Here is a 25005-nt window from a genome sequence, read left to right as displayed (position 1 = left end):
TGGCTTTGATGGTATGAATAATAAAGAATATATATTTGAATTATCTCAGAGGTGTGGATATACACAAGACAATACGCAAAAATATGTGCGTTGCATTATAGAGAAGATGGCTACTAAATTTGATGAGGGAGAAAATGTTTTTATTCCTAATTTTGGTACTTTTGAATTAAAAAATAGAATGGAGCGTATTGTTGTCAATCCTTCAACAGGTCAAAGAATGATGGTTCCTCCAAAGATTGTATTAAATTTCAAGCCCATTGCATCTATAAAAGAAAAACTAAGAAAATCAGAAAATGAATAAAATATCAGATTTGGCTTCTGTTCTTGTTACAAAATATGGTCTTACTCAAAAAGAAGCTGAATTATTTGTAACAAATATGTTCGCTGTCATAGACTCGGGCTTACAGAGTAATGACAAGCAGGTTAAGGTTAAGGGGCTTGGCACATTTAAGATACAAAGCGTTAATGCCCGTGAGAGTGTTAATGTGAATACAGGTGAACGGATAATTATAGAAGGGCGCAATAAAATATCATTTACACCAGAAACATCACTTAAGAACCGAGTAAATCAGCCATTTTCCCAATTTGAAACAGTAGTAATAAACGACGGTGTGGATTTTTCTGAGCTTGAGAATAATGATATCGCCGACGAGATGAACAATAATGATGAAAAAAAGGTAGAAGAAGAACAATTAGAGGAGGAAAATAAGGATCTTGAAGAAGAAAATCGTGATGATGAAAGAATAATAGAAGATCTTTCAGTTAACATAAATGATGAAAATCGTGATGTTGTTATTCTGGATGAAAATAAAGACAATATATCTAAATCAAATGTACAAGACGCAGCTTGCAATCCGGATGAAATAAAATCTCTTCGAGAGGAAAGTTGCTCTCCGAAATGTCATATATCAGATGAAGCCAGTGTTCCGGAAAACATTCAAACAGACACAAGTGACATAATTTCTAATAAAAAGAAAAATAATATTATTATAGCACTTATAATTTTCATTGTTCTTTTGTCTGGCTTTGGAGCATATAGTATTTTCTATTATCAAAAACAGATAGCATTGCGAGAGGACAGGATTTTGGAGCTGGAGATCATAATAGATAATTTCCAGACAAAAGTAAATAAAAATAAGGCACTCTATGCTGTCAATAATCAACAGAAAATAAATGAAGACAGTGCAAAGGTGGCAAAATCAGATTCGACAATAAGTAAAAAGACTATATCCGATAATGGAAATAAATTTAATTCTGAAATTTATAATAAAGATCCAAGGATAAGAACTGGCGCATATACTATTGTCGGTATAGCACAAGTCATAACATTAAAAGACGATCAATCTCTATCGTCTATAAGTAAAAAATATCTGGGGCCAGGTATGGAATGTTATATTGAGGCTGTCAATGAAAATAAAAAATTCGAAAAGGGTGAACAGATTAATATCCCCAAGTTGAAAATAAAGAAAATAAGAAATTAGAGATATTTAGATGAGCAACGCCAATTCGGGTGTTGCTCTTTTTGTTGCTAGTTTCATTTGAGTTATTTAGGCTTTGTAGGAATTCAGTGAATAAAAAAGACAGTGTCTTCAATCCATAGTCAGCATTGTTTTCTTTTGGTAGAATGAAAATAATATTGAGCAGTTATATATTTTCTGTATCTAGATATTTTTCTGTCCGAGTTTTCTATTCTACTCTAAAGAATAATAGCGTATTTATGGGCGGCCCTTCTCCGGATGCAAATATGCAAGGAAAAAGGGGTTTGAGCAAAATACAGGAGGATACCAGCGTTATAAGTTTATCGAATGTTTTTCGTAACTCAGAAAGCCACATTTTGGTTTGTGAAAGAACCTGAACGGGGGGGAGTACATATGTACCATATTATGTGGTAAAACGAATATGGTGAGGGACTTATACAGGCATGATCGGATTGTCTGATGCTTCCGGATTACACTACATGATCTATGGCAAGGCTATACAAAGAGAACTGGATTTGGAAACATCGATTTGGGCATTCTTTCGCATCTTTTCTCTGAATTTTATTTGTCAGCCTATAGACAAGAGAGATGAGGAAGGGGAACAATGGAAATTTAATAGGGATTAGTTTTATTCATTAAGCATTACGAGATGAAGGAATTTTCTGGACGAAGTGGGGGATGAACAGTAACAGGCAACCGAAAAATATTCTCCGCAAGAAAAACACATACTTCTTGTATATTTTGTCTAATGTTGGTGTTTTTAAAGAAAACCCGGACGATGGACTTACGGATTTTCTTACTATTTTTTGACAAAAGAAAACCACATAATAGATGTAAGGAAATATTAAATCATGCGTTATAAAGGCTCTTTAGTCCCGTACTGTCTTCCATATAGCCTATGGTGTTGTCCGGAATGGTTCATCTTGCATTATGATTTTGCCGGTTTGAGGTCCTGATTTTGCCCGTATCGGGGTGTGATATTGCGTGTTTGAGGTCCTGAAACAGACCATATCACGTGCTCAAATGGTGCTTTTCGTGCGATGAAAAAGTAGCCTTAAATGTAAGTTGCTGGTATCCAGTCGTTTGTACAAGACTTTCATTTTTCGTTTATTTTCCTCAAAAAGAGAGTCTGCCTGCAAATTCTCGTTTATTTTTTGGGGTAGAACTGAAAACTCAAACTGGAAAAACGCAGGATACTGAAAATATGTAACACACCCATTTGAATTTCCTTTATACTGAAGGCAACAACGCCGATACGGAATTGATGCTGCTGTTTTTTATTACTATCAATCTCCACTAAATATCGGGATGACCACATCTTACGTTATTCTACGGTGATTTATAAATAGAAACCTTTCCTCATTGAGCTCTACTGGGAATTTGGTGGAGAGGAAGAATATATTTAGTTATTGATATGGTTGTGTTGTAATAAATAATAAAAGGATATGCATGATAACTGCATATCCTTTGTACATCCTTAGGGATTCGAACCCTAGACCCACTGATTAAGAGTCAGTTGCTCTACCAACTGAGCTAAGGATGCATATTCTGGAAATTTGCTTTTGTACATCCTTAGGGATTCGAACCCTAGACCCACTGATTAAGAGTCAGTTGCTCTACCAACTGAGCTAAGGATGCATTAGAATTGTTACTTATATTTGCTCATTTCCAAAATGCGAGTGCAAAGGTACTCGCTTTTGTGGAAATATCCAAATATTTTGGACTTTTTTTATAAAAAATATTTCATGAATTTATAAATTATCCTGTTTTCAGGCAATATAAAAGGGTTCTTTTCGTTTATCATATAATGAAAACAGAAAATATATACATAGTCCTGATACTGCTAGTATCAAGTTTTTTTTATAGTTGTGACGACGAGGATTCATTCAGCACATCTTCGTCAAATATACTTACATTCTCTACAGATACCGTAAAACTTGATACCGTGTTCTCCACGGTGCCATCATCAACTCGTTCATTCTGGGTGTATAATAAATCGGGAGATGGATTGCGTAAAATTAATGTCCGCCTTGAAAATGGAAATCAGGCAGGTTTCCGTGTGAATGTTGATGGAACATATCTTAGTCCTTCTTCTGGTTTTCAGGTGAATGATATAGAAGTTAGAAATAAAGACAGTATAAGGGTCTTTGTTGAACTTACTTCTCCTGTTAACAATGGTGATATGCCATTAAAGATAGAAGATAATATCGTATTTACACTTGAAAGCGGTGTTCAGCAGAAGGTGAATCTGATGGCGTATTCCTGGGATGCTACTATTATGAAAAATGTGGTTGTTGACAAGGATTCTATATTGGACGGTGTGACAAGACCGATAGTTGTTTATGGTGGTATAACTGTAAATGAAGGTGCCACATTGACAATTTCGCCAGGTACAACAATATTCTTTCATGCTGATGCCGGTATAGATGTCTCAGGTAAGTTGAAGTGTCTTGGGGAAGCAGGAAATGAGATAACCTTAAGAGGAGATCGCCTTGACAATATGTTCGATTATCTGCCATATGATTATGTCAGCGGACAATGGCAGGGAATAAGACTTCGTGAGACATCATATGATAATGAAATCAGACATACAGATATACATGGTACTTTTGATGGTTTGAAAGTTGATTCTGCTGATGTGTCAAAATTGAAACTCAATATTGAAAACAGTACAATACACAATTGTCAGGGATATGCATTAACTGCGGAAAATGCTAGAATAATTATAAATAATTGTGAGTTCACCAATGCTTTACACAATTGTATAGCTGTTCATGGAGGCGTAACGGATATCAATAATTGTACCTTTGCACAATTTTATCCATTTGATTCCAATAGAGGTAGTGCGTTGTTTTTTTCTATGAATAAATATCCGCAGAGTTCCTTTACTTGTATTAATTCGCTCATTACCGGTTATGCGGATGATGAGATGATGATAGAGACAAACACAGATGAGGGAGAAAACAAGGCAAATTATTTGTTTGATCATTGTATAATCCGTACGCCGAAGATAATAACTGAGGACAGTGTACATTTCGTCAGTGTGGTATTCGAAGAATATAAGGATACCGTTAAAACGGGAAAGAAGCATTTTAGAAAGATTGATTCACAAAATCTCAGATACGATTTTCGTCTTGATAGCATATCGCCGGCTGTAAACGCTGCAGATCCGGCTTCTGCAATGCTTTATGACAGATATGGTCAAAGGCGGGATGACAAACCGGATGTGGGAGCATATGAGTTTTTAAAGGAAGAGTAGTCATAAAAAATATTACTATGAAAGAAATAGAGATAAAAATAGCAATCAGAAGTTGTGACGTCTCTGAGTTGCCCGAGGATGAGCAGGTGCTGATAGAAAAAGCAAAGAATGCGACTTTACATGCATATTCTCCATACAGTCATTTTTCTGTCGGAGCTGCATTGCAGTTGGAAAACGGAGCAATTGTTATTGGAGCAAATCAGGAGAATGCGGCATTTCCTTCAGGAACATGTGCTGAGCGTTCTGCCATATTTGCGGCCCAATCACAATTTCCTGATAGTCCGATAATAAAAATTGCTATAGCAGCCCAAAATGAAAACGGTTTTCTTATGGATCCGATAACACCATGTGGCGCGTGCAGACAAGTTATCTTAGGTATAGAAGATCGTTATGGAAAGAAAATACGCATTCTGCTATATGGATTAAAGAAGATATATGTGATAGAAAGCGCTAAAGATCTCATGCCCTTGTCTTTTGTTGACTCAAGTATGAGCTGATACTCTTATAACACTTCAAAAAACACGTAATAATATGTGTTTTTTAGTTTTAGGCTTCTCTGGTTATATTTTTTTTAGTACATTTGCAATCCACTAAGAAGTGAGAAATAAATTTATATTATGAGTAAACAAATAGAGAAAATCAAGGAGCTGGTCGCCAAACGCGAAAAAGCCCGTCTTGGAGGTGGCGAAGCTGCCATTGAGAAACAGCATGCACGTGGAAAATATACGGCCCGTGAGCGTATAGAGATGCTTGTTGATAAAGGATCTTTCGAGGAATATGACATGTTTAAACTACACCGTTGTCACAACTTCGGTATGGAGAAGAAACAGTTTCTTGGTGACGGTGTTGTTGCTGGTTCTGCAACAATTGACGGCCGCCTGGTATATCTTTATGCTCAGGATTTTACTGTTAACGGTGGTTCTTTGTCTGAAACCATGTCCCAGAAAATATGTAAGATTATGGATATGGCCATGACTATGGGTGCGCCTGTCATTTGTATGAATGACTCAGGAGGTGCGCGCATACAGGAAGGTATATGTGCACTTGCCGGTTATGGTGAGATATTTGAGCGCAATATTCTTGCAAGTGGTGTCATACCTCAGATCTCCGGTATATTTGGTCCTTGTGCCGGAGGTGCCGTTTATTCACCTGCTTTGACTGATTTTATTCTCATGATGGAGAACACATCATATATGTTCCTTACTGGTCCTAAAGTGGTAAAGACTGTAACAGGTGAAGATATTGATTCCGAGCACTTGGGCGGTGCTTCTGTCCATGCGACAAAGAGTGGCGTTACTCATTTTACTGCAAAGACAGAAGAAGACGCAATGGCTCTTATAAGAAAACTTCTCAGCTACATCCCATCAAATAATACAGAGGAGGCTCCTCGTGTGGAATGTACCGATCCAATTGATCGTAAGGCTGATTTGCTCAACGAACTTCTTCCGGATAATCCTAATATGGCATATGACATGTATAAGGTTATAAATGCTATTACTGATAATGGGGAGTTCTTTGAGGTTCAGGCAAACTTTGCAAAAAATATTATTGTAGGATTTGCACGCTTCAATGGTCAGAGTGTTGGTATTGTTGCAAACCAACCGTCATGTTATGCAGGTGTGCTTGATGTGAACGCAAGTCGTAAGGGCGCTCGTTTTGTTCGTTTCTGTGATGCTTTCAATATTCCGATTGTATCACTTGTTGACGTACCTGGATTCTTGCCTGGTACCGGCCAAGAATATAATGCCGTTATTTTGCATGGTGCTCAGTTGCTTTATGCTTATGGAGAGGCTACTGTTCCAAAGATTACAGTTACACTTCGTAAGAGTTATGGAGGAAGTCATATTGTTATGGGATGTAAGCAGTTGCGCGCTGACCTGAATTTCGCATGGCCTACTTCAGAAATTGCAGTAATGGGTGCAAGCGGTGCTGTTGCTGTACTTTGTGCAAAGGAAGCGAAGACAAAAGACGATCCTAAAGCTTTCCTTGCAGAAAAAGAAGATGAATATACAGAGATGTTTGCTAATCCTTATCAGGCAGCACAGTATGGATATATTGACGATGTGATAGAGCCGCGTAATACACGTTTCCGCATCTGTCGTGGCTTGGCTCAATTGGCAACAAAGCGTCAGAGTCTGCCTGCAAAGAAACATGGATGTATGCCAATGTAATTAAAACGTTATTGATTATGACAAAATCAGATAGTGCAGTATTCGCAGCTATAGCTCTTGCGTTGCATGATTTCCGTGGAAACAATGTGCACGATGAGGAGCCTGGTATAATAACAATAAAAAGAAATCTGTCTGGAACCTTATGGAATGCCCATATTCTTCAGATGACACAACATCCTTAAAGAGATATTCTTGATATGAAAAAATATAAGTATACAATAGACGGAAAGAACTACGAAGTCGAGATTGGTGACGTAGTGGAAAATGTTGTTACCGTTAATGTCAACGGAGTTGATTATAGCGTTGAAATGGAAGAAGAGCCGAAGCCTGAAAAGAAGGTTGTGCTCAAGCATGTTGCAAACGTTGAAGCAGGTTGCCAGGAACCGTCTGCTTCTGTTGGAAATGTAAATACAGCAAATGCCCTTAAGGCTCCACTGCCAGGAGTTATTACAGAAATCTGTGTGGCTGTTGGCGATGAAGTGAAAGAAGGTGATACTGTTGTTGTTCTTGAAGCAATGAAGATGGCAAATAATCTTCAGGCAGAAAAGAGTGGCAAGGTTACTGCTATTTGTGTGAAACAGGGCGAGAACGTAATGGAGGATACTCCTCTTGTAGTGATCGAATAAATTCTGTATATTCAAAATAAGTAACATACAGAATGTCGTAAATTTGGGTATAAAGATATGGCATATATCTTTATGCCCAAATTTTATATTGTCACGAAACAATCATTAGTACATGATAATATTTTATTTTAGAAATAATATTTTTTGCATAAGCGTATCTCTGTGATGTATTGTGTAAGCTATCATATTTTAAAAATGATATAGTATATGCGTATATATTGTATCGATAAATTTTCTGTTTGTAGGGTATTAAAGATGTTTGAGAGTTTGAGCTACAAATATGGAAGCATTTAGGTTACATTGTTGAAATTTCTTATTACAAGTATTTTTTTCAGTGATTACAAATCGTTCTATAATTAGGTTTATGAATATGAAAATTAGGCTTATATGAAATGCTGTTTGTGTATATAAGCCTTTTATATATAATAATTTGCTTTATAATTCTGAAAGTTTTTATTTATTATTTTCTTGTTGTAGAATAACGTGAGTTCGACGAATTCAGAACAATGCAAGCTGTGTGTCAACCGTTCGTGAAACATTGATACACGGCTTCTTTGGAAAGCAACAATATGCAGCAATGCCGGAAAGAAGGTTGACGATAAAGTTATCAAAGGCTCTATGCCTTGAATGTTCCACTTGTGCAATATTTTTGAGCTCGTCATTGACGGTTTCGATAATGGCTCGTTTCCTGAGGAGTAATTTGTCTGAAAGTGGCATCAATGATCCTTTCATATTGTTTTTCAGTTTGGTTCATTAGTGGACACTAATGTTCCCTAATATATTGTAAATAGACGCAATATGTAATATTTGTACACATGATTATATATACTTCATGATATAAAAAGACTTTTTGTTATGTCATATGTATCATGTCGTGTTTTGAAACTTTTTATAGAGAAATAGTTTTTATGTAAATACAAATTTTATTTGTAATTAATAGAGTTATGATATGCTGACATTTTACATTACAAAATAGGTGGATATTTGTATATCGCTTTTCATATATGAGGAAATGAATTGTATTAATTATAAATCAAGATAAAAAGTTTATATTTATATTGTTGTGGTGAGTAATAGGTTTAATTCTATTATTGTTAATTTTATTTGCTATTATGAAAAAATATTCATGTATTCATGCTGAAATTATATCACCATATCTAGCTCTGGCTTATAATATTTTGATATGGCAAAATTCTTGTAGATTTATTTGTTTATGTCGAAATATTAATGTATATTCGCAAACCAAAGTTTTATTTGGCTTATTAAATTTACTAACTAAAAATACGCATACAGATGAAGAAGTACAATTTTAATGCCGGTCCGTCAATGCTTCCAAGAGAAGTTATTGAGAATACGGCAAAACAGATCTTAGACTTCAATGGCTCTGGTCTTTCTCTTGCAGAAATAAGTCATAGAGCCAAAGATTTCCAACCGGTCGTTGATGAAGCTGTAGCTTTAATTAAGGAATTGTTAGAAATACCCGAAGGATATTCGGTTCTTTTCTTAGGTGGAGGTGCCTCTCTTGAATTCTGTATGGTTCCATATAATTTCCTGAAGAACAAGGCTGCATATCTTAATACTGGCGTATGGGCTAAAAAGGCCATGAAGGAGGCAAAATTGTTCGGAGAAGTTGTTGAAGTTGCTTCTTCTGCTGACGCAAATTACACATTCATACCAAAAAACTGGGAATGTCCTGCAGATGTAGACTATCTTCATATAACAACTAACAATACCATATACGGAACAGAGATAAGACATGAACTTCAAGTGCCTGTAAGAATGGTAGCCGACATGTCTTCTGATATATTTAGCCGTCCTGTTGATGTTGCAAAATATGACTGCATCTATGCTGGTGCGCAAAAAAATCTTGCAATGGCTGGTGTTACTCTTGTGATAGTGAAGGATGATGCTCTTGGTAAAGTTGACCGTGCAATACCAACAATGCTCGATTATCGGACGCATGTAGAGAAAGGATCTATGTTTAACACACCTCCAGTAGTTCCGATATATTCAGCCTTGGAAACTTTGAGATGGATAAAGGCTCAGGGTGGTTTAAAGGCAATGGATAAACTTGCTCATGACCGTGCGGAAATATTGTATGCCGAAATTGACAGAAACAAATTGTTCCGTGGGACAGCTAAAGAAGAAGATCGTTCGCTCATGAATATATGTTTTGTTATGAGTGATGAGTACAAAGAATTGGAAAAGCCGTTCCTCGATTATGCTCTTTCTTGTGGAATGGTAGGAGTGAAAGGGCATCGGTCTGTAGGAGGATTCAGAGCTAGTTGCTATAATGCTCAGACAATGGAGGGTGTAGAAGCCCTTGTAAAATGCATGAAAGATTTTGAAGCACAACATTGATTGGGCTATAAACAAGAATTTAAAAGGGCGGATATGTATTATCCGCTCTTATAAATTTATAAATAACGCATAAAATTAAATCATTATGAAAGTTTTAGTTGCAACAGAAAAGCCATTTGCAACAGCTGCTGTAGATGGAATAAGAAAAGAAATAGAGAGCGCAGGTAATGAGTTGGTGCTTCTTGAAAAATATACAGATCTTCAGGATCTCCTGAGTGCAGTGAAAGACGCAGATGCACTTATCGTACGCTCTGATAAAGTCAATGCGACTGTACTTGACGCAGCAGAGAATTTGCGTATTGTAGTGCGTGCGGGGGCTGGATATGACAACATAGATACAGATTATGCCAAAAAGAAGAACATTATTGTGGAAAATACACCAGGTCAGAATTCTAATGCTGTAGCAGAATTGGTTTTTGGTTTGTTGGTATATGCTTGTAGAAGTTTTTACAACGGAAAAACAGGAAGCGAACTGAAAGGTAAAAAACTCGGAATTCTTGCATACGGTAATGTTGGACGTAATGTAGCACGTATAGCCAAAGGTTTTGGTATGGAGATATACGCTTATGACGCTTTCTGCCCGAAAGAGGCTATTGAGGCAGACGGTGTGACTGCTGTTGATTCTCAGGACGATTTGTTTGCTGGTTGTGATATTGTTTCACTGCATATTCCTGCTACTCCTCAGACTGTGAGGTCGATAAATCAGGAACTGATTGGTAAGATGAAAAAGAATGCCATAATAATAAATACGGCAAGAAAAGAAGTTATAGATGAGATGGGACTGTTGGAAGTAATGAAGACACGTACTGACTTGAAATACATAACAGACATTAAACCTGATGCTGATGCTGAATTTCAGACTTTTGAAGGACGTTATTTCAGCACTCCTAAAAAAATGGGCGCACAGACAGCAGAAGCCAACATAAATGCTGGTATTGCTGCGGCTGTGCAGATAAATGCATATTTCAAGAACGGATGTACCAAGTTCCAAGTAAATAAATAATAATGGCAATAATAAAACCATTTAAAGGGATACGACCACCGAAAGATTTGGTGGAACGTATTGAATCGCGTCCATATGATGTATTGGATAGCAAAGAGGCACGCGAAGAAGCGGGTGACAATGAGATGAGTCTTTATCATATCATCAAACCGGAAATTGATTTCGGAGAAGATGTGAGCGAATATGATCCGAGGGTATATCAAAAAGCCGCAGACAATTTCAAAAAGTTTATGGATAAAGGATGGTTAGTTCAAGATGAAAAAGAAAACTACTATCTGTATGCTCAGACGATGAATGGTAAAACTCAGTATGGACTTGTTGTCGGTACTGCTGTAGAAGATTATCTGTCTGGTGTGATTAAAAAACATGAGCTTACTAGATGTGATAAAGAGGAGGATCGTATGAAGCATGTACGTGTATGCAATGCTAATATGGAACCCGTATTTTTTGCATATCCGGATAATCAGAGACTTGATGAGATAATAACGCGGTATGCTGATACCGTGCCGGAGTATGATTTTATTGCACCTATTGATGGCTTTAGACATCAGTTTTGGATTATCGGTGACGATAATGATATAAAGGCAATTACAGAGGAATTCGCGAAAATACCATCTCTTTATATCGCTGATGGACATCATCGTAGTGCGGCTGCGGCATTGGTCGGAGCAGAATTAGCAAGAAAGGACCAGAATCATACAGGACGTGAAGAGTATAATTACTTTATGGCTGTATGTTTCCAGGCTTCGCAACTTACAATCTTAGATTACAATAGAGTGGTAAAGGATCTTAATGGTCTTACGTCAGAGCAATTTATCGAAGCTTTGAAACAAGATTTTATTATTGAAGATAAGGGGGGAAAAATATACAAACCGTCTCATATTCATAATTTCTCACTTTATTTAGACGGCTGTTGGTATTCCCTTACAGCCAAGGAGGGAACATACAATGATTCAGATCCCATAGGTGTACTGGATGTTGATATCTCAACACGTCTTATTTTGAATAAAATTCTTAATATTCAGGATCTCAGATCAGATAAACGCATTGATTTTGTCGGAGGACTGCGTGGTTTGGAGGAACTTAGAAGGAGAGTCGACAGTGGAGAAATGAGAGCTGCACTTGCGTTGTATCCTGTATCAATGAAGCAAATTATGGATATTGCTGACAGTGGAGCTATAATGCCTCCTAAGGCTACATGGTTCGAACCCAAACTTCGTTCAGGACTCGTTATACACAAACTGTCTTAGTTTTGACTTTAAAAGAATAGCATTTAAAATTCATATTTTGTATATTTGTGAAGGGGCGACATGTTCGCCCCTTAAGTAATCTTATCATATGGATATTATTTCAGACGAGTACAAAACAGTAACATCGGAAATAGCAGAAGGATTTTATAGTGAGAAACGTAGTAAGTTTTATGCTTTTGTTCATCATGTGACATCAGAAGATGAGATAAAAGCTATTATTGCGGGATATCATAAGTCACATTATGATGCACGACACATATGTTATGCATATGTATTAGGTTCTGACAAGACTCGTTTCAGAGCAAATGATGATGGTGAGCCGAGTAGTACTGCAGGGAAGCCTATACTTGGCCAAATTATAAAAAATGACCTGACGGATATCTTAGTCATTGTTATTCGTTATTATGGAGGAGTTAATCTTGGTACAAGCGGTCTTATTGTTGCATACCGTACGGCAGCAGCAGACGCTATTTCTAGAGTGACTGTTGTAACAAGGCAGATAGAAGAAAGTGTTAAGTTTAAGTTCCCTTATGAATTGACAAATAGTGTTATGAAAGTTGTCAAGGAATTATCTCCACGTATATTATCGAATGATTATAATGATAATATATGTGATATGGTTTTCTCTATCAGAAAATCTCAGGCTGAAATATTGAAAAAGAAGTTGAAACAAATAGAGCTTAATAATATAGATAAGTTCTAATAAAACATAAATAAGGGGCCGGATGTTATTTATCCGGCCCCTTATTTATGTTTTATTTCTAGTAAATATCAATCGGTTTGATCACGAGAAATCATTATCTTTTTACGGGAAAAGGCTATGTTTTTTTTCTTCTTTAACCATTCTTGCTTACGTCTCTCGTAATTAGCTCTTTGTTTCTCTAGAAAATTATCTGCCATTATATTATTTGAATTTACTATAGATGACATCTATTGTTAATGGTTCATATGGATTTTCACTTCCTCCTACAAGTTTTGTACTTGTCAGAGACATATCGTGCGCGACTTTTATTATTTCACTTTCTGTATTATAAGTTACAGTTACTGGAATAATTACCACTTTATTCCATTTTTCATTAGTGCGGTCTTTTTGATCCATAGCCTTCACTAAGGCACTGATATTATTAAATGTATAACTGTTTTTCTTACTGTCATACGATGCTATAAATGATGTTTTATAGTCAATGACTTTGCCTTCCTCGAAGAACGAATATATCTCTTCTGCAGGTATCATTAATAAGGTTTGGGGTATGTCCAGTGCGTATTCACTTTGTGTGTCATTGTTTATACGAGGCAGTACTATCTTTGCTGTGTTGATCGTATCATTGCGATGACCATTCATTATATCGTCCACGGGAATTGTCATTTCTGTGAAGATTCCAGCAGGAGATTTAATGTATGTGCAACGTTTATCAGAGACAAGTCGCTGTAATGTGTTGTTATCATTGGCAATCCTTGTCGATTGTAACACTTCTTCTGTGCCTGCAAAGGATGATGTTCCGACATAAATAGAGTCTTTGGTGAAATATCTGAAATAGACATTCAACTGACTTACATTTATATATGCCATAGAACCAAGCCCACTTTGCATTTTAAAATAAAAGCCAGGAACAAGATTGTGTATGAATGTATATGAGTCTTTATAGTTTGACGGATCCTCATAATACTTACGCATAAGGAATGTACCGAAATTATTATATTTTTTTCCATCCTTATCTGTATATTCCTGATCAAGTTTTACACGGATATTTGCTGTATAATCCTCATCTCCTCTTGTGTCTTCATCAACATTAAGATCTGCCAATGTATACAACTTATTGACTTTAATTCCATTATTTCTAATGAGTCCATCTTTCATCGGATCGTAATTAGAATAATATCTTTCGTCCTCAGACATCGGTGTTTGCATTTCATATGCAGTAAGTTTCATGGTCGCTAGAGAATCACCATAATAATTATTATAATATAATCTCAACTCACATGAATCTGCAACGATTTCTCCATTTATCAGGCTGCGTATACTATCCTTATCTGGGAAATCATAGTTTTCAAGTGTATGGAATTGTGTTGTAAAATCACTCGTAATATATGCTCCAGTTTCAGGATCGCGTATTTTTCCAAGATATCCGATTGTATTTCTTGAATATACTGAGTCTGCTATAATTGAACGCGTAGATATCTGGTATGTTGCTGGAATTATCTCCAGATCGTCCATGTTTCCAATCAGGGAAGAACCAATACCGTCAGTATTGTCATCACATGATCCAAACATAAAAGCAGAGATGATTATTGCGGATATATAAACAAATTTCATGATCTAATTAACCTATTTTATAATTGACAATTAAGATAAGACATATGCCTGCTTATTTATTTTGCAGAACTTTGTCATACAATAATTTATAATTCTCTATGTAATTATCTGGACTATATCTTAATATTTCTTTATTTTTTTCTATTGCATATTGAAGTAATGCTGCGTTTGCGTTTTCTTCGGCTTCAATAACGGCATCACTGTAGTCTATTGCGAGTTTTCCGAGTTCAGTGAAATCAAAATCATCCTTATATTCCTTCATTGTCTCTGCAGAAATATTGCGCAATTCTATACTTTTCTTGAAGTTATGTCCAAGAAAATCTTTTAACTCATCTTTGAATACAGATGTAACAATTTTAGTGTTTGAAAAAGTTGGCTCATTATTGTAAGCCAATTTTATGTATATTGGCACAATCGCAGCCATCCATCCTTGACAATGTATTATGTCTGGTGCCCATCTTAATTTTTTTACTGTTTCCAATACACCTCTTGCAAAGAAAATGGCTCTTTCTCCATTATCTTCATATTCTTTTCCAGATTCGTCACATGCCATCTGGCGTTTCATGAAAAAGTCGTCGTTGTCAATGAAATATACCTGTAGTCTTGTCTGAGGTATTGATGCAACTTTTATTATAAGAGGGTGATCTGTGTCATCAATAATGAGATTCATTCCAGAAAGACGTATCACTTCATGTAATTGCCCTCTACGCTCATTTATGTTGCCCCATTTTGGCATAAATGTACGTATCTCATAACCTTCCTCTTGCATTTTATTGGAAAGGTCACGTCCCATGTTGGACATCTCTGACTTTGGAACATAAGGATATATTTCCTGGTTGATAAATAAAATTTTATTTGCCATGCCTTGAATTTAATATTATACAACATGAGTTTATACAAAACATCAGAGTTTGCTCTCATGCATAACTTTGCAAAGTTACTAAAAAAACTTCATATATAACGTCAATTTAAGAAAATACGCTGTTATTAAACAATTAATTGTTATATTTTCAGATTTATTCTTTCTTGTTTAAGAAAAATGTTGTTATTTTGCATGACTAATATTGTCATTAGGGTGTAAAACATAAATTATCATGAAGTTATGTAAAAAGATTGTTGAACTCCAGAATGAATTGTTTGAAGTTCGCAAACAGGGAAAATCAATTGGTTTGGTTCCTACGATGGGAGCACTTCACGAGGGACATCTTTCACTTGTTAAACGTTGTATCGCAGAAAACGATATTACAGTAGTATCTGTGTTTTTAAATCCGACACAGTTTAACGATAAAAAGGATCTTGAACGTTATCCACAAAATTTGGACGCTGATTGTAAACTGCTGGAGATTTGTGGTGCTGATTATGTTTTTGCGCCTGCCGTAGACGAAATGTATCCGGTTCCAGATACTCGCCATTTTGAGTTCCCACCTATAACAACTGTTATGGAAGGTGCACATCGTCCGGGGCATTTTAATGGCGTATGTCAGGTTGTATCCAGATTGTTTTATATAACGAGACCAGACGCAGCTTATTTTGGAGAAAAGGATTGGCAACAGGTTGCTGTTATAAAGCAGCTTGTAAAAAGTCTCGATCTTAAAATAAGAATTGTTGAATGCGATTTGATAAGAGAAAAAAGTGGACTTGCAATGAGCTCAAGAAATGCACTTCTGACAGCAGATGAGCGCAATGTTGCGTCTAATATATATCGAATACTGGAAGAAAGTGTTACTTACGCCTCAAAACATAGTGTTCAAGAAACACATGAGCATGTCGTGAATGAGATAAATGCATATTCAGAATTAAATGTTGAATATTTCTCAATTGTAAATAGTGAAACTCTTCAGGAGATAAATGAATGGGATGAGTGTTCTGCCGTTTCTGGATGTATAACTGTATTTTGTGGAAAAACGCCAATAAGGCTTATTGATCATATAACATATAAGAAATAATAATATGTTAATAGAAGTATTGAAATCCAAATTACATTGTGTTAAGGTAACGGAAGCCAATTTGAATTATATGGGCAGTATAACCATTGACGAAGATCTTATGGATGCTGCAAATATGATAGAAGGTGAGAAAGTGCAGATTGTCGACAATAATAATGGCGAACGTTTTGAGACATATATTATTAAAGGGGAAAGAGGTTCTGGATGTATATGTCTTAATGGTGCTGCAGCAAGAAAGGTTATTGTGGGAGATACCATAATTATTATTTCGTATGCATTAATGGAATTCAATGAAGCTAAAGCATTTTCGCCAACAATTGTTTTCCCGGAGAATAATAGAGTATGATCAAATGAGATAGGTTGCTCATATTAAAATAAGGTAATAGTGTATTTCGTATACATTAGTTAATGCTTTATAATATGCCCGAGAAAAACTTAAATAACGACAAGACAAGTAAGAGCAAGTCCAAGTCTTCATTCGATAGTACATACGGACATTTGCAACCACAGGCATTAGATGTTGAGAAAGTTGTATTGGGAGCACTGATGATTGATAAAGATGCTTTTTCAATCATATCAGAAATTCTCAATCCTGATACATTTTATGAGCCTCGTAACAAAAAGATATTTACTGCAATTCGTTCATTGAACATGAATGAATATCCTGTAGATATCATGAGTGTTACGGAGGAATTAAAGAAAGAGGGTACCCTGGAAGACGTGGGAGGGCCTGCTTATATTATTGAGCTGAGTTCACATGTTGCATCTTCTGCTCATATTGAATACCACGCACGTATATTAGCACAAAAATTTTTAGCACGCCAGTTGATATCATTTGCAAGCAATATTGAAACAAAAGCATTTGATGAAACAGTAGATGTAAATGAATTGATGCAGGAGGCCGAAGGTAGTTTGTTTGAACTGTCCCAAAGAAATATGAAAAAGGATTATGTTCAAATTGATCCTGTAATTACAAAAGCTGTCGAAATTCTACAAAAGGCGTCTGCAAATAGTGGTGGATTGACAGGAGTTCCTACCGGATTTGCAAAATTGGATGAGAAAACAAGCGGATGGCAAAGTTCTGATCTGGTAATTATTGCAGGCCGTCCTGCTATGGGTAAAACTTCTTTTGCCCTTTCGTTGGCAAAAAATATAGCTGTAGATTATCAGACACCGATTGCTTTCTTCTCGTTGGAAATGAATAACGTACAATTGGTAAACAGATTGATTTCAAATGTATGTGAGATTCCGGGAAACAAGATGCTTAATGGACAATTGTCTCCAGATGAATGGGAAAGATTGGATAAGAATATCCGTCGGTTACAAGGAGCTCCATTATATATTGATGATACGGCAGGCTTGTCCATATTCGAATTAAGAACAAAAGCAAGAAGACTGGTCAGAGAAAAAGGTGTTAAAATAATAATGATCGACTATTTGCAGTTAATGAATGCAAGTGGTATGAGATTTGGAAGCAGACAGGAAGAGGTTTCAAAAATATCTCAATCTTTAAAAGGGTTGGCAAAAGAGTTGGATATACCAATTTTGGCTCTTTCACAATTAAATCGAACGGTAGAGAATCGTGAAGGATTAGATGGGAAAAGACCACAGCTTAGTGACTTACGAGAATCTGGAGCTATAGAACAAGATGCAGATATGGTGTTGTTCGTTCATAGGCCGGAATATTATCATATTGTGGAAGATGATAAAGGAAATGACTTAAGAGGTATGGCTCAGATTATAATAGCCAAGCACAGAAAAGGTGCAACAGGAGATGTTCTTTTGAAATTCCGTGGAGAGTTTACAAGATTTCAGGATCCTGAAAAATCATATAACAAGTCTGAAAATCCGCCGATGGACGCTGAGATTATTGGAAGCAGGGTAAATGGTGGAATGGATTCAATGGATCCGTTACCATCTGACAGTTTGGATGTCGTGCCATTTTAGATTTAATAAAGAATAAATATAATAAATATGAGAATAAAGAAAGACTTTAATTTGAGAGAAGTTTGCGGAGAATACATAATTGTTGCAGAGGGCAAGGAAAATATTGACTTTTGTAATATTATTAGTATGAATGAAAGTTCTGCATATTTATGGAAAGAAATACAAAATCAGGATTTTGAAGCTGAAGATTTAGCTGAACTACTTGTAAATCAATACGATGTTGACAAGGTAACGGCATTAAGAGATGCTACGACTTTAATGCAACAATGGTTTGATGCGGGGATAGTAGAGAGATAGTTGAAAATTATATATCTTTTATAGACAGGAATTATGCCTTCAGTATAATTCCTGTTTTTATTTGCAGTTCATTTTTATTGTTGCTATGACAACACTGCAGATCGGTTGCTTTTGCGTTCAGATTTTGCCTGTTTCAGCCTCCGTTTATGCCTGTATGAAGGTGTGATATCGCGCATATCAGTACATGAAACGGGCTATATCACATGCTGAAACGGTGCATTTCATACGATGAAAAATTCGCTCTTGTATGTAATTGCTTGGTATACAGTCGTTTGCACAAAATTCTCATTTTTCACGAATTTGCGTCAGACGGAAAGTCAGCTTACAATATTCTCTTATTTAGGGGACTCAGACGAGAAAAGCGCAGGATCCTGAAAATCTGTAACATACACCATTTAGGTTTCACATCCTCTTGAAGGCAACAGCGCCTATGCGGAATTGATGCCGCTGTTTTATTGCTGTCAATTCCTATTTAATTTCTGCTGAGCCTAATTTACTTTATAGTCATAATTTATAATCTTCTGTATATTGCTAGTAGGTATCGTCTGATAGGGAAAAGTCTTGTCCAAAAAAAAGAATAGATATTCCATTTCCAACCATTTGTCTTGTCAAGTTTTAAACGCCCTTTTCTATAAAAACCTATTGCAAAGCCTTTTATGTCATTAAGCTTGCAGTATTCACAATTCAGATTACCATCACCGCGTAAAATGACATTATTAGAATAGATCTTAATAATACGATGAAGTACGTATACCTTAGGAGCTATTTCTGCAAGAACAACATCACCACGTTTCAAATTACGGGCTTTTGTGATAAGTGCTTTGTCTCTATTGTCTTCTAAAAAGGGCCTCATACTGATTCCTCGTAACTTTAAGGTCACAGTATGGCCTTCTTCAAGTATTTTTACAACATCTGGAATAAAAACATTATTCGCATAATGCTTTTCTTTTATTTCGAAATCATCTTGTGGCATGTTATTGCAGCATCTTTATTTGGTAAACAATGAAGCGTGTATATGTTTGTATTTTCTATGAGAGTAGAGATTGTTGAACATATATTATTAAATATAATCGTATCCCATTTCATTGTTGAACAAGATGGTAATAGTGATGCAAAAGCATCGGTTGGTGATAGTTTACTTATACTGTTCACATCAGCTCTGTCTATTCTTGTTATTCCTCCAAGTTTAATTTTTATATTCCGATAACATGGAGTTTTGCCACTCCAAGGGCTTCCATATAAATATGGTATATTATTAATGATTCTTATAATTGGATTATCATCATTTATAAGTTCACATTCAGGAATATATTTGAGCCATAATGAAGAATGGGTACTTTTACCTGTTCCGCTTTTAGCTATAAATGCATATGCTTGATTTTTATGGCATATTGCTGAAGCATGTATTAAAAGGGTATTGTTAAAACTTCCCTTAAAAGCAAAGATTATCATTAAAGCGTTGTTCAAACCAAAAAGTCTCATATTAAAATTGCCGTTTAGTGCACATTTACAATGTGAGAAATTATTATAAGTTTGAAGTAGACAGCAATTGTGCCCATGTATATTATTTATAATATATTGGTATGTACCTTCTGTATCTTTACTTTTACACACAGAAATGATGCCATTACCAGTATCAAAATCTCCAATTTTTTCCAATGATTCTTTATTTAATGGAGCAATAGAGTCATCTATAATAAGTTGGAAAAAGGGTTCTTCTCCTGTATAAGAAGTTTGGAATGGTGTGAAGGAGGGAAGAAGATGTTCATTATTTATGTTTGATTTATTGAACAATATTTTTATGTAATATTCTGCTATACTATAATAATGAACACTTCCTTCCATGTTATTTTTGATAAAATTATTTTTTCTTTTCTTCTGTGACTACATCATCCGGAACAATTGGAATATATTTGAATTCATTGGCTGGTATATATTTTATATTAAATTCTTTCTTTTCTATATATTTCTTCTTTACTTTGGCATATTTTTTTTCAATGTCTTTTCTCTTTTTCGCATAAGAAGTAATACATGTTGGATATACTACTCCATTTTTTCTCATATAATTACGCAATTGATATGAATAATTGTCTCTGCTATATAAGAATCCGGTTTTACTGTCAACCCAAGCGGAGTCCAACTCCATAATATCCGTAAAATATATTGTCGAATCGTTGAATGATGTAACGACTCCATATATATAAAGTTTTGTTTGTTTGTTTGCAGCGTTTGCAATTGTTGCAAAAAACAATATTACCAAAACTCCTAAATATATACATTTATTTTTCATATTGTTCTCTTTATTACTGTCCAAGATATGTTTTTAATATTTTATTTTTTGTATTTTGGCGTAACTTTCTAATGGCTTTCTCTCTGATCTGTCTGACGCGTTCACGTGTCAATCCATATTTATGGCCAATTTCTTCCAATGTACACTCTGGTTGGTTTATGCCGAAATAAGCTTCTATAACATTACGTTCCCTTTCGTTTAATGCATTCAATGCGCATGATATTTCATCGCGTAGAGATTGTAGAACCAGATTATTATCTGTATTCGTTGATAAGTTGTTCGGTAATATGTCTATAAAACTTGTGCTGTCACCATCCGTAAGTGGAGCGTCTACCGATATTTGACGTTTACTCATTTGCATGGCGTCAATAATTTTTTCTTCGGGTATATCCACCTTATCCGCAATTTCGTCAATACTGGGGTGACGTTCGTTTTCTTGTTCGAATTTGTTTAATACACGATTTATCTTATTTACTGAACCAATTTGATTCAAGGGTAATCTTACAATACGGCTTTGTTCGGCTATTGCCTGCAATATACTCTGTCGTATCCACCATACTGCATATGATATAAATTTAAAACCTCTGGTTTCATCAAATTTTTCAGCTGCTTTAATCAATCCTAAATTGCCCTCATTTATCAGATCCGACAAACTTAGTCCCTGATTCTGATATTGTTTTGCAACAGAAACAACAAATCTTAAATTAGCTTTTGTAAGTTTCTCTAAAGCCTTTTTGTCGCCGTTTTTTATTCGGCGAGACAGTTCTGCTTCTTCCTCAACCGAGATAAGTTCTTCATGTCCTATTTCTTGTAGATATTTATCAAGTGAAGCACTTTCCCGATTTGTAATCGATTTTGTGATTTTTAGTTGTCTCATCAAGGATGATTTTTTAATGTGTATATGGTGCAAATTTAACAAATATATTTTAGACCGACAAATATTTCTTATTTAATTAAGAAATAAAAAAGTATGTGGTAATATTCGGAAATTACCACATACTTTGTCTTGAAATCCCGTATATAGCTTTAATTTTCCTGCAGAGGAACTGCAAAATAAGCTTTCTTACCGGTTGGGTATATACCTTGGATATATAATACAGGATCTTTACTTGTTGATGCTTCTTTTACAATCAACTGTAGATCTTCAATTGTTTTAACTGCAACATCATTTACTTTCTGGATAATAAAGCCTTTGCTAATTCCTTCTTCTTTCAGCTTTCCGTCATTTACTTTGATCACTTCAAGACCATTACTTATGTTATATTGCTGTTTTTGTGTAGTTGAAATTTCTCTGAAATTACCACCAAGAATATCAAGGTCTATTTTCTTTACAACGCCCGTATTGCCTTGTTCATTCTTTAATGTAGCATTTTTGGTATTTTTCTTCTTGTCACGCAGATAGGTTATGGATACTTTATCACCAGGACGTTTTGTGGCAAGTGCTTCCTGAAGTTCAGCCATCTTTTTAACTTGCTTGCCGTCGATTGCAGTAATGACATCACCTTCTTTAAGGCCAATTTCCGCAGCAGCACTCTCGTCCACGACTGAGTCAACGTATATACCTTCGGTTGTACCCAAATCCAACTCTTTACCTTCTTCTTTCTGGAGGTCTATTTGATTTTTTACGTCAGTTCCGCTGATTCCAATAACGGCACGTTGTACTGTTCCATATTTTTTCAGGTCATCTACCACTTTGTTCATAATAGATGTCGGGATGGCAAATCCATAACCACTATATGAACCTGTTTCTGAATACAGCATAGCGTTTATACCTATCAGTTCACCTTTTGTATTTACAAGAGCGCCTCCTGAGTTTCCACGGTTTATTGCGGCATCTGTCTGTATGAACGACTCAACACCTTTGGTGTTTACATATAAAGAACGACTTTTGGCACTTACAATACCGGCGGTTACTGTATTTGTAAGATTGAATGGATTTCCAACTGCAAGTACCCATTCTCCGACTTTTATGTCGTCGCTGTTAGCTATTGTTATTGCAGGGAAACCGTTTCCTTCTATTTTGATAAGAGCCAAATCGGTACTTTTATCTGTTCCGATAATACGGGCAGAATATTCTTTGTTGTCGTTAAGAGTCACAGTAAGTTCATCTGCTCCTTCAACAACGTGATTGTTTGTGACTATATATCCGTCAGATGAGATAATGACACCAGAACCACTTCCTTGGCTTTTGGGAGTACGAATCTGGCGCTTCTGAGTGCCACCACGTCCCTGTGGACTACCAAAGAAACCAAATGGATCTGAGAAGAAGTCATTGAATGGATCGCTTTCTACTTCCACTGTTTGAACTTTGCTGTTACGCGTACTTAGTATATGCACGACAGATGGTAAAGATTTTTCAGCTGCATATGTAAGATCTACCGGCTGTCCGGGTGCAGTAGTTGATGAACTGGCAGCATTGACTCTTATAAAAGAGCCTGCCGAAAATGCCACAGCAATGACGCACATAGCGACCATTAAATACTTGGAATACTTTTTCATCTTTTTACTCTTTAATTTATTTGTAACTTATAAATTTCTCTTTTAATTGTGTGCAAATATATGAGCAAAAATTGTGACAAAGGAAATTTTGACCACATCTTTATTCCATTTTAACACTACAATTTAACATATTAACGGCTATTAAATGCAGGAAAAGTAAAATTTACAAATGTTTAAACCTGACTGACAATATTGCACATATGACATGTTTGTACAATTGTATGAATGCCAATTTGGCAGAAATGAATCAACAGATGTAACATTATTCAGACAAATCATACGAAATACAAAGTTTATTTCGTAATTTTGTACTCAGAAAACAGTGCTTCGGTTCTGTCGCCGGCATCAATTTGATGCGGGAGGAAAGTCCGGGCAGCATAGGGCATTCCACTTCTGAAAATAGAAGCTGTTGGTGACAACAGGGTATGGCAGAAGAAAAAAACCGCCATATGATGATTTTATTTTGTCATAGGTAAGGGTGAGAAGGTAGTGTAAGAGACTACCAGTCGATGGGTGATCATCGGGCTGTGCCACCTGGAAGCTGCAAGTTCGCGTATACCGTCGTTTGAAGGTTGCCCGCTTGACAATTTTGTATTGACGATGGAGGGTAGAACGCTTGATTCATGAGGTGACTTATGGGCTAGATAAATGACAGATGCCGTCTTCTAAAGATGGAACAGAACCCGGCTTATAGAGGCGCTGTTTTCTTTTTTATTATAATATTGTTATATTGTAAAGGTTAATAATGTTTAAATATTTTAGATGCCCTAAAATATTATATATAAAAGGTGTAACTTTGCAGCTGCTATTACGAGTTGATAGCATTAGTACAAACCAAAAAAATAATAAAAATGGCAACAAAAATCAGATTGCAGCGTGGCGGACGTAAGAGTTATGCATTCTATCGTATTGTTATCGCTGACTCAAGAGCACCACGTGATGGTAGATTTACTGAGAAAATTGGTACTTATAACCCTAACACCAATCCTGCTACGATTGATCTTGACTTTGATCGCGCGCTTTATTGGGTAGAAGTAGGAGCACAGCCGACAGACACCGTACGTAACATTTTGAAATCAGAAGGTGTGTATTTGATGAAGCATCTTCGTGGTGGTGTTAAGAAAGGTGCTTTTGATGAAGCTGCAGCACAGGCTAAGTTTGATGCATGGAAGGCTGACAAGCAGAAGAGTAATGATGCAATACGTCAGAAGGACGAGCAGAACAAGAAAGATGCTGCAGCAAAAGAGCTTGAAGCTGAAAAGAAAGTCAATGAGGCAATTGCAAAGAAGGTAGCAGAGAAGAAGGCTACTGAGGCTGCTGCAAAGGCTGAGGCAGAAGCTGCTGCAACAGCTTCAACCGAAGAGACTCCGGCTGAAGCGTAATAAATGCTAAAGGCGATTTAAACTATATATTCAATATAGTATTTGTCTTATTAAGCAACGGAATAAAAATATGCGACCCATCTCATCATGGGTCGCATATTTTGTTTTTAATATAAACAGACATATTGGTACTATGGAAGTTTTTATATGAGCATGTTGGTAACATATCACAAGGAAATATA

The 25005-nt window shown here is 35.9% G+C and carries 23 protein-coding genes, 2 tRNA genes, 1 other RNA gene and 1 pseudogene; 17 read left to right on the top strand and 10 right to left on the bottom strand.

What is annotated here, in order from left to right; genetic code table 11:
* Positions 1-13: 13 nt before the first annotated feature.
* Together WKT13_RS09795 and WKT13_RS09790 are read left to right on the top strand one after the other, a co-directional pair.
* The gene (locus tag WKT13_RS09795) at positions 14-301 is read left to right on the top strand and encodes an HU family DNA-binding protein (protein ID WP_298620770.1); all 288 of its coding nucleotides are present in this window, start codon (positions 14-16) and stop codon (positions 299-301) included.
* A complete protein-coding gene (locus WKT13_RS09790) occupies positions 294-1481 on the top strand; it encodes an HU family DNA-binding protein (protein ID WP_340323734.1) in 1188 nt (395 codons plus the stop codon). Before WKT13_RS09795 ends, WKT13_RS09790 begins: the two co-directional genes overlap by 8 nt.
* Before the next feature lie 1467 nt (positions 1482-2948).
* Here WKT13_RS09790 and WKT13_RS09785 read toward each other — a convergent pair.
* Positions 2949-3021, bottom strand: a tRNA-Lys gene (locus WKT13_RS09785).
* 22 nt (positions 3022-3043) lie between these two features.
* Positions 3044-3116, bottom strand: a tRNA-Lys gene (locus WKT13_RS09780).
* 169 nt (positions 3117-3285) lie between these two features.
* Here WKT13_RS09780 and WKT13_RS09775 point away from each other — a divergent pair.
* The 5 genes from WKT13_RS09775 to WKT13_RS09755 all read left to right on the top strand — a co-directional run bounded on the left by WKT13_RS09775 (position 3286) and on the right by WKT13_RS09755 (position 7534).
* Positions 3286-4737: a right-handed parallel beta-helix repeat-containing protein gene (locus tag WKT13_RS09775; protein WP_298620773.1), complete on the top strand. Its 1452-nt coding sequence runs from the start codon at positions 3286-3288 to the stop codon at positions 4735-4737.
* Between the two features lie 17 nt (positions 4738-4754).
* Complete coding sequence (locus WKT13_RS09770; protein ID WP_298620775.1) at positions 4755-5234, top strand: cytidine deaminase; 480 nt, start codon at positions 4755-4757, stop codon at positions 5232-5234.
* Between the two features lie 120 nt (positions 5235-5354).
* Positions 5355-6908, top strand: a complete 1554-nt coding sequence (locus WKT13_RS09765) for an acyl-CoA carboxylase subunit beta (protein WP_298620777.1) — start codon at positions 5355-5357, stop codon at positions 6906-6908.
* Positions 6909-6925: 17 nt separating this feature from the next.
* Complete coding sequence (locus WKT13_RS09760; protein WP_340323733.1) at positions 6926-7090, top strand: hypothetical protein; 165 nt, start codon at positions 6926-6928, stop codon at positions 7088-7090.
* Between the two features lie 15 nt (positions 7091-7105).
* Complete coding sequence (locus tag WKT13_RS09755; protein ID WP_340323732.1) at positions 7106-7534, top strand: biotin/lipoyl-containing protein; 429 nt, start codon at positions 7106-7108, stop codon at positions 7532-7534.
* Positions 7535-8032: 498 nt separating this feature from the next.
* Here the strand turns inward: WKT13_RS09755 and WKT13_RS09750 are convergent.
* A pseudogene (locus tag WKT13_RS09750) lies at positions 8033-8284 on the bottom strand (transposase); the annotation flags it as partial.
* Between the two features lie 543 nt (positions 8285-8827).
* On the opposite strand from WKT13_RS09750, the gene serC reads away from it, so the two are divergent.
* From serC to WKT13_RS09730, 4 genes are all read left to right on the top strand, one after another.
* On the top strand, positions 8828-9895 hold the full coding sequence (gene serC / locus WKT13_RS09745; protein ID WP_298620783.1) for a 3-phosphoserine/phosphohydroxythreonine transaminase: 1068 nt from the start codon (positions 8828-8830) through the stop codon (positions 9893-9895).
* A gap of 85 nt (positions 9896-9980) precedes the next feature.
* Positions 9981-10898: an NAD(P)-dependent oxidoreductase gene (locus tag WKT13_RS09740; RefSeq protein ID WP_340323731.1), complete on the top strand. Its 918-nt coding sequence runs from the start codon at positions 9981-9983 to the stop codon at positions 10896-10898.
* 2 nt (positions 10899-10900) lie between these two features.
* Complete coding sequence (locus WKT13_RS09735; RefSeq protein ID WP_340323730.1) at positions 10901-12148, top strand: DUF1015 domain-containing protein; 1248 nt, start codon at positions 10901-10903, stop codon at positions 12146-12148.
* 88 nt (positions 12149-12236) lie between these two features.
* Positions 12237-12851, top strand: coding sequence for an IMPACT family protein (locus tag WKT13_RS09730; protein ID WP_340323729.1), 615 nt, complete (start codon positions 12237-12239; stop codon positions 12849-12851).
* Between the two features lie 201 nt (positions 12852-13052).
* On the opposite strand, the gene WKT13_RS09720 is transcribed toward WKT13_RS09730, so the two are convergent.
* Positions 13053-14462 (bottom strand): DUF4270 domain-containing protein, encoded by a 1410-nt coding sequence (locus tag WKT13_RS09720; protein WP_340323728.1) that lies wholly within the window; start codon positions 14460-14462, stop codon positions 13053-13055.
* A 52-nt stretch (positions 14463-14514) separates the two neighbouring features.
* Positions 14515-15324 (bottom strand): glycogen/starch synthase, encoded by an 810-nt coding sequence (locus WKT13_RS09715; RefSeq protein WP_340323727.1) that lies wholly within the window; start codon positions 15322-15324, stop codon positions 14515-14517.
* Between the two features lie 232 nt (positions 15325-15556).
* Here WKT13_RS09715 and panC point away from each other — a divergent pair, with 232 nt between their 5' ends.
* The 4 genes from panC (at position 15557) to WKT13_RS09695 (ending at position 18652) form a co-directional block, all read left to right on the top strand.
* Positions 15557-16408 carry a pantoate--beta-alanine ligase gene (gene panC / locus WKT13_RS09710; protein WP_340323726.1) on the top strand — a complete coding sequence of 284 codons (852 nt, stop codon included), beginning with the start codon at positions 15557-15559 and terminating at the stop codon, positions 16406-16408.
* A gap of 4 nt (positions 16409-16412) precedes the next feature.
* On the top strand, positions 16413-16754 hold the full coding sequence (gene panD, locus WKT13_RS09705; protein ID WP_340323725.1) for an aspartate 1-decarboxylase: 342 nt from the start codon (positions 16413-16415) through the stop codon (positions 16752-16754).
* Between the two features lie 74 nt (positions 16755-16828).
* On the top strand, positions 16829-18355 hold the full coding sequence (dnaB, locus tag WKT13_RS09700) for a replicative DNA helicase (RefSeq protein ID WP_298620800.1): 1527 nt from the start codon (positions 16829-16831) through the stop codon (positions 18353-18355).
* Positions 18356-18382: 27 nt separating this feature from the next.
* Positions 18383-18652 carry a PqqD family protein gene (locus WKT13_RS09695; protein ID WP_340323724.1) on the top strand — a complete coding sequence of 90 codons (270 nt, stop codon included), beginning with the start codon at positions 18383-18385 and terminating at the stop codon, positions 18650-18652.
* A gap of 511 nt (positions 18653-19163) precedes the next feature.
* Here the strand turns inward: WKT13_RS09695 and WKT13_RS09690 are convergent.
* The 5 genes from WKT13_RS09690 to WKT13_RS09670 form a co-directional block, all read right to left on the bottom strand.
* Complete coding sequence (locus WKT13_RS09690) at positions 19164-19625, bottom strand: S24/S26 family peptidase (protein ID WP_340323723.1); 462 nt, start codon at positions 19623-19625, stop codon at positions 19164-19166.
* Positions 19601-20497, bottom strand: coding sequence for a hypothetical protein (locus WKT13_RS09685; protein WP_340323722.1), 897 nt, complete (start codon positions 20495-20497; stop codon positions 19601-19603). Before WKT13_RS09685 ends, WKT13_RS09690 begins: the two co-directional genes overlap by 25 nt.
* A 16-nt stretch (positions 20498-20513) precedes the next feature.
* Positions 20514-20942, bottom strand: coding sequence for a hypothetical protein (locus tag WKT13_RS09680; protein ID WP_340323721.1), 429 nt, complete (start codon positions 20940-20942; stop codon positions 20514-20516).
* Positions 20943-20955: 13 nt separating this feature from the next.
* The gene (locus tag WKT13_RS09675; protein WP_340323720.1) at positions 20956-21819 is read right to left on the bottom strand and encodes a sigma-70 family RNA polymerase sigma factor; all 864 of its coding nucleotides are present in this window, start codon (positions 21817-21819) and stop codon (positions 20956-20958) included.
* Positions 21820-21968: 149 nt separating this feature from the next.
* On the bottom strand, positions 21969-23441 hold the full coding sequence (locus WKT13_RS09670) for a Do family serine endopeptidase (protein ID WP_340323719.1): 1473 nt from the start codon (positions 23439-23441) through the stop codon (positions 21969-21971).
* 319 nt (positions 23442-23760) lie between these two features.
* On the opposite strand from WKT13_RS09670, the gene rnpB reads away from it, so the two are divergent.
* Positions 23761-24148: RNase P RNA component class A (rnpB, locus tag WKT13_RS09665), an RNA gene on the top strand.
* Between the two features lie 144 nt (positions 24149-24292).
* Positions 24293-24823 (top strand): 30S ribosomal protein S16, encoded by a 531-nt coding sequence (locus WKT13_RS09660; RefSeq protein ID WP_340323718.1) that lies wholly within the window; start codon positions 24293-24295, stop codon positions 24821-24823.
* The last annotated feature ends 182 nt before the right edge of the window (positions 24824-25005 follow it).

The organism is Prevotella sp. HCN-7019 (assembly GCF_037890215.1).
GTDB lineage: Bacteria > Bacteroidota > Bacteroidia > Bacteroidales > Bacteroidaceae > Prevotella.
This window is presented reverse-complemented; position numbering and strand designations above follow the sequence as displayed.

Bases quoted from the DNA above. Each gene is read 5' to 3' on its own strand.
- WKT13_RS09795 (WP_298620770.1), top strand. From the start codon at position 14: ATGAATAATAAAGAATATATATTTGAATTATCTCAGAGGTGTGGATAT.
- WKT13_RS09790 (WP_340323734.1), top strand. From the start codon at position 294: ATGAATAAAATATCAGATTTGGCTTCTGTTCTTGTTACAAAATATGGT.
- WKT13_RS09775 (WP_298620773.1), top strand. From the start codon at position 3,286: ATGAAAACAGAAAATATATACATAGTCCTGATACTGCTAGTATCAAGT.
- WKT13_RS09770 (WP_298620775.1), top strand. From the start codon at position 4,755: ATGAAAGAAATAGAGATAAAAATAGCAATCAGAAGTTGTGACGTCTCT.
- WKT13_RS09765 (WP_298620777.1), top strand. From the start codon at position 5,355: ATGAGTAAACAAATAGAGAAAATCAAGGAGCTGGTCGCCAAACGCGAA.
- WKT13_RS09760 (WP_340323733.1), top strand. From the start codon at position 6,926: ATGACAAAATCAGATAGTGCAGTATTCGCAGCTATAGCTCTTGCGTTG.
- WKT13_RS09755 (WP_340323732.1), top strand. From the start codon at position 7,106: ATGAAAAAATATAAGTATACAATAGACGGAAAGAACTACGAAGTCGAG.
- serC (WP_298620783.1), top strand. From the start codon at position 8,828: ATGAAGAAGTACAATTTTAATGCCGGTCCGTCAATGCTTCCAAGAGAA.
- WKT13_RS09740 (WP_340323731.1), top strand. From the start codon at position 9,981: ATGAAAGTTTTAGTTGCAACAGAAAAGCCATTTGCAACAGCTGCTGTA.
- WKT13_RS09735 (WP_340323730.1), top strand. From the start codon at position 10,901: ATGGCAATAATAAAACCATTTAAAGGGATACGACCACCGAAAGATTTG.
- WKT13_RS09730 (WP_340323729.1), top strand. From the start codon at position 12,237: ATGGATATTATTTCAGACGAGTACAAAACAGTAACATCGGAAATAGCA.
- WKT13_RS09720 (WP_340323728.1), bottom strand. From the start codon at position 14,462: ATGAAATTTGTTTATATATCCGCAATAATCATCTCTGCTTTTATGTTT.
- WKT13_RS09715 (WP_340323727.1), bottom strand. From the start codon at position 15,324: ATGGCAAATAAAATTTTATTTATCAACCAGGAAATATATCCTTATGTT.
- panC (WP_340323726.1), top strand. From the start codon at position 15,557: ATGAAGTTATGTAAAAAGATTGTTGAACTCCAGAATGAATTGTTTGAA.
- panD (WP_340323725.1), top strand. From the start codon at position 16,413: ATGTTAATAGAAGTATTGAAATCCAAATTACATTGTGTTAAGGTAACG.
- dnaB (WP_298620800.1), top strand. From the start codon at position 16,829: ATGCCCGAGAAAAACTTAAATAACGACAAGACAAGTAAGAGCAAGTCC.
- WKT13_RS09695 (WP_340323724.1), top strand. From the start codon at position 18,383: ATGAGAATAAAGAAAGACTTTAATTTGAGAGAAGTTTGCGGAGAATAC.
- WKT13_RS09690 (WP_340323723.1), bottom strand. From the start codon at position 19,625: ATGCCACAAGATGATTTCGAAATAAAAGAAAAGCATTATGCGAATAAT.
- WKT13_RS09685 (WP_340323722.1), bottom strand. From the start codon at position 20,497: ATGGAAGGAAGTGTTCATTATTATAGTATAGCAGAATATTACATAAAA.
- WKT13_RS09680 (WP_340323721.1), bottom strand. From the start codon at position 20,942: ATGAAAAATAAATGTATATATTTAGGAGTTTTGGTAATATTGTTTTTT.
- WKT13_RS09675 (WP_340323720.1), bottom strand. From the start codon at position 21,819: ATGAGACAACTAAAAATCACAAAATCGATTACAAATCGGGAAAGTGCT.
- WKT13_RS09670 (WP_340323719.1), bottom strand. From the start codon at position 23,441: ATGAAAAAGTATTCCAAGTATTTAATGGTCGCTATGTGCGTCATTGCT.
- WKT13_RS09660 (WP_340323718.1), top strand. From the start codon at position 24,293: ATGGCAACAAAAATCAGATTGCAGCGTGGCGGACGTAAGAGTTATGCA.